The organism is Streptomyces solitudinis (assembly GCF_036323765.1).
Taxonomy (GTDB): domain Bacteria; phylum Actinomycetota; class Actinomycetes; order Streptomycetales; family Streptomycetaceae; genus Streptomyces.
On record NZ_JAZDCW010000011.1, the window covers coordinates 163,149 to 169,318 of the forward strand.

Sequence of the window (6,170 nt, forward strand, 5' to 3'; positions counted from 1 at the left end):
TGACGATGGAGCAGATCCAGCCACCAAGGCTACCTTTCCGGCCAAGTCTGTGGGAGCCCGGGTCAGTTCGGTGGCGGAGAAGAGGGGTAAAAGCCACAAAAAGGCGGTGCCCCCGTTCTGGTGAACGGGGGCACCACGGTCGTGCGGGACGGGCGTGTCAGGCCGCCTGGGTCTGCGGCTTGAAGGCGGGACGCCGGGACTCGTACGCGGCGATCGCGTCATCGTTCTGGAGGGTGATGCTGATGTCGTCCAGCCCCTCCAGGAGCCGCCAGCGCGCGTTCTCGTCCAGCTCGAAGTCCGCCTCCACGCCGGGGGCGTGGACCTTGCGCGCCACGAGGTCGACGGTGACCTCGGCCTGCGGATCAGCCTCCACCGCCGCCCACAGGGCGTCCACCGTCTCCTGCGGCAGGACCACGGTGAGCAGGCCGTTCTTCAGGGAGTTCCCGCGGAAGATGTCGGCGTAGCGGGAGGAGATGACGGTCTTGAAGCCGTAGTTCTGCAGGGCCCAGACGGCGTGCTCGCGCGAGGAGCCGGTGCCGAAGTCGGGACCGGCGACCAGCACGGTGGCGCCCTGCCGCTCGGGCTGGTTGAGGACGAAGGACGGGTCCTTGCGCCAGGCTTCGAAGAGGCCGTCCTCGAAGCCGTCGCGGGTGACCTTCTTCAGCCAGTGGGCGGGGATGATCTGGTCGGTGTCGACGTTGCTGCGGCGCAGCGGCACGGCGCGGCCGGTGTGGGTGGTGAAGGCTTCCATCGTTCAGACTCCCGCGGGCACGGCGTGGTCGGACAGGTCGGCGGGCGAGGCCAGGTGGCCCAGGACCGCGGTGGCGGCGGCGACCGGCGGGGAGACCAGGTGGGTGCGTCCGCCCTTGCCCTGCCGCCCCTCGAAGTTGCGGTTGGACGTGGACGCCGAGCGCTCGCCCGGGGCGAGCTGGTCGGGGTTCATGCCCAGGCACATCGAGCAGCCCGCGTGCCGCCATTCGGCCCCGGCGGCGGTGAAGACCTGGTCCAGGCCCTCCTCGACGGCCTGGAGCGCCACGCGGACGGAGCCCGGCACCACCAGCATCCGTACGCCCTCGGCGACCTGGCGGCCCTGGAGGACGGCCGCGGCCGAGCGCAGGTCCTCGATCCGGCCGTTGGTGCAGGAGCCGACGAAGACCGTGTCGACGCTGATGTCCCGCAGCGGCTGCCCGGCGGACAGGCCCATGTACTCCAGGGCCTTCTCCGCCGCGAACCGCTCGCTGGCGTCCGGGAAGGCGGCCGGGTCGGGCACGGTGGCGGACAGGGGCGCGCCCTGGCCGGGGTTGGTCCCCCACGTCACGAACGGCGCCAGCTCGGCCGCCTCGATGACGACCTCGTGGTCGAACACGGCGTCCGCGTCGGTGCGCAGCGTCCGCCAGTACTCCACCGCCGCGTCCCAGTCGGCGCCCTGGGGGGCGTGGGGGCGGCCCTGGAGGTAGTCGAAGGTCGTCGCGTCGGGAGCGATCATCCCGGCCCGGGCACCGGCCTCGATGGACATGTTGCAGATGGTCATCCGGGCTTCCATCGACAGTTTCTCGATCGCCTCGCCCCGGTACTCCAGGACGTAGCCCTGGCCGCCGCCGGTGCCGATGCGTGCGATCACCGCGAGGATCAGGTCCTTGGCGGTGACGTCGTCCGGCAGCTCGCCGTTGACGGTGACCGCCATCGTCCGGAACGGGGCCAGCGGCAGGGTCTGGGTGGCCAGCACGTGCTCGACCTGGCTGGTGCCGATGCCGAAGGCCAGGGCACCGAAGGCGCCGTGGGTGGAGGTGTGGCTGTCCCCGCACACCACCGTCATGCCCGGCTGGGTCAGCCCGAGCTGCGGGCCGACCACGTGGACCACGCCCTGCTCCACGTCACCGAGCGGGTGCAGCCGGACCCCGAAGTCCGCGCAGTTCTTGCGCAGGGTCTCCAGCTGCATCCGGGAGACCGGGTCGGCGACCGGCTTGTCGATGTCGAGAGTGGGGGTGTTGTGGTCCTCGGTCGCGATGGTCAGGTCCGTGCGCCGTACCTGCCGTCCGCTCTTGCGCAGGCCGTCGAACGCCTGCGGACTGGTCACCTCGTGCAGCAGATGAAGATCGATGTAGAGGAGGTCGGGTTCGCCCTCCGCACGCCGGACGAGGTGATCGTCCCAGACCTTTTCCGCAAGCGTCCGTCCCATCGTCAATCCCTCCGGCCGGCCACGCCGCCGACCACGCATAGAGACCTTCGCCCCATCCGGCTCGTGACCTGGATGGTGGCCGTCACCCCAGACTGGCGGCTTCCCGGGGAATGTGAACTTGCGTTTCGTAATGTGAGACGCGAGTATCGACGCATGGACAACTCTAGTGGCGCCTCAAGTGGTGTGGGCGTTCTCGACAAGGCAGCTCTGGTACTGAGCGCTCTGGAGTCCGGTCCGGCCACGCTCGCCGGGCTGGTGGGCGCGACCGGCCTGGCACGCCCCACGGCACACCGGCTCGCCGTGGCGCTGGAACACCACCGCTTCGTGGCACGGGACATGCAGGGCCGGTTCATCCTCGGGCCCCGGCTGTCCGAACTCGCGGCGGCGGCCGGCGAGGACCGCCTGCTGGCCTCGGCCGGCCCCGTGCTGACCCACCTGCGCGACCTGACCGGCGAGAGCGCGCAGCTCTACCGGCGCCAGGGCGAGATGCGCATCTGCGTCGCCGCCGCCGAACGGCTGTCGGGCCTGCGCGACACGGTCCCCGTGGGCTCGACCCTGCCGATGAAGGCCGGTTCGGCTGCGCAGATCCTCATGGCGTGGGAGGAGCCCGAGCGCCTGCACCGGGGCCTCCAGGGGGCCCGCTTCACCGCCACCGCCCTGTCCGGCGTGCGGCGCCGGGGCTGGGCGCAGTCCGTCGGGGAGCGCGAGCCGGGCGTGGCGTCCGTCTCCGCGCCCGTGCGCGGCCCGTCCAACCGCGTGGTGGCCGCCGTGTCCGTCTCGGGGCCGATCGAGCGGCTGACCCGGCACCCGGGACGGATGCACGCGCAGGCCATCGTGGACGCCGCGAACCGGCTCTCGGACGCCCTGCGCCGGAGCTGAGGCCGCACCGCGCCACGTGACGCCGTACGGCGCCGCGCGGCCCGCCGGAGTGCTCCGGGCCGCCCCGCACGGAACGAGCTTCCGGCCGGGGCGGCAGCACGGCCCGGGCGGGAACGCGCGCCGCCGGAGCGGCCGGAGCGTGCGACACGTCGAAGGCCCCGCACCACCAGGGTGCGGGGCCTTCGACGATCGAGTACCCCCGACCGGATTCGAACCGGCGCTACCGCCTTGAGAGGGCGGCGTGCTAGGCCGCTACACAACGGGGGCCCCAGCACGGCTCCACGAGTGGAGCCAGTACCCCCGACCGGATTCGAACCGGCGCTACCGCCTTGAGAGGGCGGCGTGCTAGGCCGCTACACAACGGGGGCATTCGATCTCGCTGAGTGAAGATCGCGCTGGGGTACCAGGACTCGAACCTAGACTAACTGAACCAGAATCAGTCGTGCTGCCAATTACACCATACCCCACCAGAATTCAACCCCCTGGCGGGGGTTTCCTTCGGTGTCCGCCTCCCGGTGGTCCGGCCTTCCGGCCCGCCCCGCTCGGCGACAGGAAGAACATTACCCGATCGGGACCGGTGCTCCAAAACGGGTTCCCCCCGCCCGGCCCCGGCACCAGGAAGGTTCCGGGGGCCGGGCGGGGCCCGTCCGCTACGGCTCCAGCCGCCGCAGCGCCGCGTCGACGCGGGCCAGCGTGCGGTCGCGGCCCAGCACCTCCAGCGACTCGAACAGCGGCAGGCCCACCGTCCGCCCCGTGACGGCGACCCGGACCGGGGCCTGGGCCTTGCCCAGCTTCAGGCCGTGCGCCTCACCGGCCGCCAGCACGGCCGCCTTCAGCGGCTCCGCCCGCCACTCGGCGCCGGCCAGCTCCTCGCGGGCCGTGCGCAGCAGCGCCTCCGCGCCCGGCTTCATGGCCTTCTTCCAGGACGCCTCGTCCTCCACGGGCTCGTCAAGGAACAGGAAGTCCACGTTGGCCGTGATGTCGGACAGCACGGTGAGGCGGGTCTGCGCGAGGGGCGCCAGCTCCTCGAAGGCGGCCCGGTCGAACGCCTCGGGCTTCCACGGGGCGTGGGGCGCCCGCAACCACGGCTCGCAGGCCGCGACGAAGTCCGCCACCGGAAGCTCACGCAGGTGGGTGGCGTTGACCGCCTCGCACTTCTTCAGGTCGAAGCGGGCCGGGTTGGCGTTCACCGAGGTGATCTCGAAGGCCGCGACCATCTCGTCCAGCGAGAAGATGTCCCGGTCCTCGGCCAGCGACCAGCCCAGCAGCGACAGGTAGTTGAGCAGCCCCCCGGGCAGGAAACCCCGCTCCCGGTAGAGGTTCAGCGAGGACTCCGGGTCACGCTTGGAGAGCTTCTTGTTGCCCTCCCCCATGACGTACGGGAGATGGCCGAACTCCGGGATCGTGCCGCTGCCCACGCCGATCTCCGCGAGCGCGCGGTACAGCGCGATCTGGCGCGGCGTGGAGGACAGCAGGTCCTCGCCGCGCAGCACGTGCGTGATCTCCATCAGGGCGTCGTCGACCGGGTTGACCAGGGTGTACAGCGGCGCGCCGTTGGCCCGCACGATGCCGAAGTCGGGCACGTTCTCGGGCTGGAAGGTCAGGTCACCGCGCACCAGGTCGGTGAAGGTGACCGCCTCGTCGGGCATCCGGAACCGGACCATGGACGTGCGCCCCTCGGCCTCGTACGCGGCGGCCTGCTCGGGGGTCAGCGCACGGCACAGCCCGTCGTAGCCCGAGGGACGTCCGGCGGCCCGGGCGGCCTCGCGGCGGGCGTCCAGCTCCTCGGTCGTGCAGTAGCAGCGGTAGGCGTGGCCGGCGTCCAGCAGCTTGGCCGCGACGTCCGCGTACACGTCCATCCGCTGCGACTGCCGGTAGGGCGCGTGCGGGCCGCCCACCTCGGGGCCCTCGTCCCAGTCCAGGCCGAGCCAGCGCAGGGAGTCCAGGAGCTGCTGGTAGGACTCCTCGGAGTCGCGGGCGGCGTCGGTGTCCTCGATGCGGAACACCAGGGTGCCCCCGTGGTGGCGGGCGAAGGCCCAGTTGAACAGGGCGGTGCGGACCAGGCCCACGTGCGGGTTGCCGGTCGGCGAGGGACAGAAACGGACCCGGACGGAGCCCGGAGCGGATGCGCTAGCCACGCGTGATCACCTTGTTGGTGAGAGTGCCGATGCCTTCGATGGTGACGGCGACCTCGTCGCCGACGTTGAGGGGGCCGACACCCGCGGGGGTGCCGGTGAGGATGACGTCGCCGGGCAGCAGGGTCATGGCCTCGGAGACGTGCACGACCAGGTCCGTGACCGAGCGGACCATCTCGCTGGTGCGGCCGAGCTGGCGCTGCTCACCGTTGACGGTGCACAGCACGGCCAGGTCGGAGGGGTCGAGGTCGGTGACCACCCACGGCCCCAGCGGGCAGGAGCCGTCCCAGCCCTTCGCCCGGCCCCACTGCTCCTCGGCGCGCTGGATGTCCCGCGCGGTGAGGTCGTTCGCGCAGGTGTAGCCGAGGACCACCTCGGACACCCGCTCGCGCGGCACCTGGTGGCACATGCGGCCGATGACCACGGCCAGCTCCGCCTCGTGGTGCACCTCGGCCGAGAACGAGGGGTAGGCCACGGGGTCCCCGGGGCCGGCGACCGCGGTGGACGGCTTGAAGAAGACGATCGGCGCGTCGGGGACGGTGTTGTGCAGCTCGCTGGCGTGTGCGGCGTAGTTGCGCCCCACCGCGACCACCTTGCTCGGCAGCACGGGCGCCAGCAGCCGGACCTGGCTGAGCGGGACCTTCTGCCCCGAGCGCTCGAACTCGCCGAACGGATGGCCCTTGATGATGTCGAGAACGGGCCCGCCCTCGGTGTCGGCGTCCCCCTCGACCACGCCGAATCCGACGTTGCCGTCGATGGAAAATCTGGCGATGCGCACGGGTTGCGTTGCCCTTCAGTGACCTGCCGGAAAGTGACACTCCAGCGTATCGGTCGGCCGCCGCCCGGGTGCGACCCGGCGCCGCCGCCCCGCGCGGACGGGCCGCACGGGGCGGGCGCGGGACAAAGACGGGGCCGGCGGCGCGCCGCGGCGGGCCCCGTGTGCGTCCGCCCCGGCTCAGCGCAGGCGGGCCATCAGG

At 72.0% G+C, this 6,170-nt stretch carries 5 protein-coding genes and 3 tRNA genes; 1 reads left to right on the top strand and 7 read right to left on the bottom strand.

What is annotated here, in order from left to right:
* Positions 1–157: 157 nt before the first annotated feature.
* Positions 158–751: a 3-isopropylmalate dehydratase small subunit gene (gene leuD / locus V1J52_RS23865; RefSeq protein ID WP_330142031.1), complete on the bottom strand. Its 594-nt coding sequence runs from the start codon at positions 749–751 to the stop codon at positions 158–160.
* A 3-nt stretch (positions 752–754) separates the two neighbouring features.
* Complete coding sequence (leuC, locus tag V1J52_RS23870; protein ID WP_330142032.1) at positions 755–2,179, bottom strand: 3-isopropylmalate dehydratase large subunit; 1,425 nt, start codon at positions 2,177–2,179, stop codon at positions 755–757.
* A 153-nt stretch (positions 2,180–2,332) separates the two neighbouring features.
* Here leuC and V1J52_RS23875 point away from each other — a divergent pair, with 153 nt between their 5' ends.
* Positions 2,333–3,058, top strand: coding sequence for an IclR family transcriptional regulator (locus V1J52_RS23875; RefSeq protein ID WP_330142033.1), 726 nt, complete (start codon positions 2,333–2,335; stop codon positions 3,056–3,058).
* A 194-nt stretch (positions 3,059–3,252) separates the two neighbouring features.
* On the opposite strand, the gene V1J52_RS23880 is transcribed toward V1J52_RS23875, so the two are convergent.
* The 5 genes from V1J52_RS23880 to V1J52_RS23900 all read right to left on the bottom strand — a co-directional run bounded on the left by V1J52_RS23880 (position 3,253) and on the right by V1J52_RS23900 (position 5,971).
* Positions 3,253–3,325, bottom strand: a tRNA-Glu gene (locus V1J52_RS23880).
* A 28-nt stretch (positions 3,326–3,353) separates the two neighbouring features.
* Positions 3,354–3,426 (bottom strand) — tRNA-Glu (locus tag V1J52_RS23885).
* Positions 3,427–3,453: 27 nt separating this feature from the next.
* Positions 3,454–3,525: transfer RNA gene (locus V1J52_RS23890), tRNA-Gln, on the bottom strand.
* 183 nt (positions 3,526–3,708) lie between these two features.
* The gene (gltX, locus tag V1J52_RS23895; RefSeq protein WP_330142034.1) at positions 3,709–5,196 is read right to left on the bottom strand and encodes a glutamate--tRNA ligase; all 1,488 of its coding nucleotides are present in this window, start codon (positions 5,194–5,196) and stop codon (positions 3,709–3,711) included.
* Positions 5,189–5,971, bottom strand: coding sequence for a fumarylacetoacetate hydrolase family protein (locus V1J52_RS23900; RefSeq protein WP_330142035.1), 783 nt, complete (start codon positions 5,969–5,971; stop codon positions 5,189–5,191). Before V1J52_RS23900 ends, gltX begins: the two co-directional genes overlap by 8 nt.
* Between the last annotated feature and the right edge of the window lie 199 nt (positions 5,972–6,170).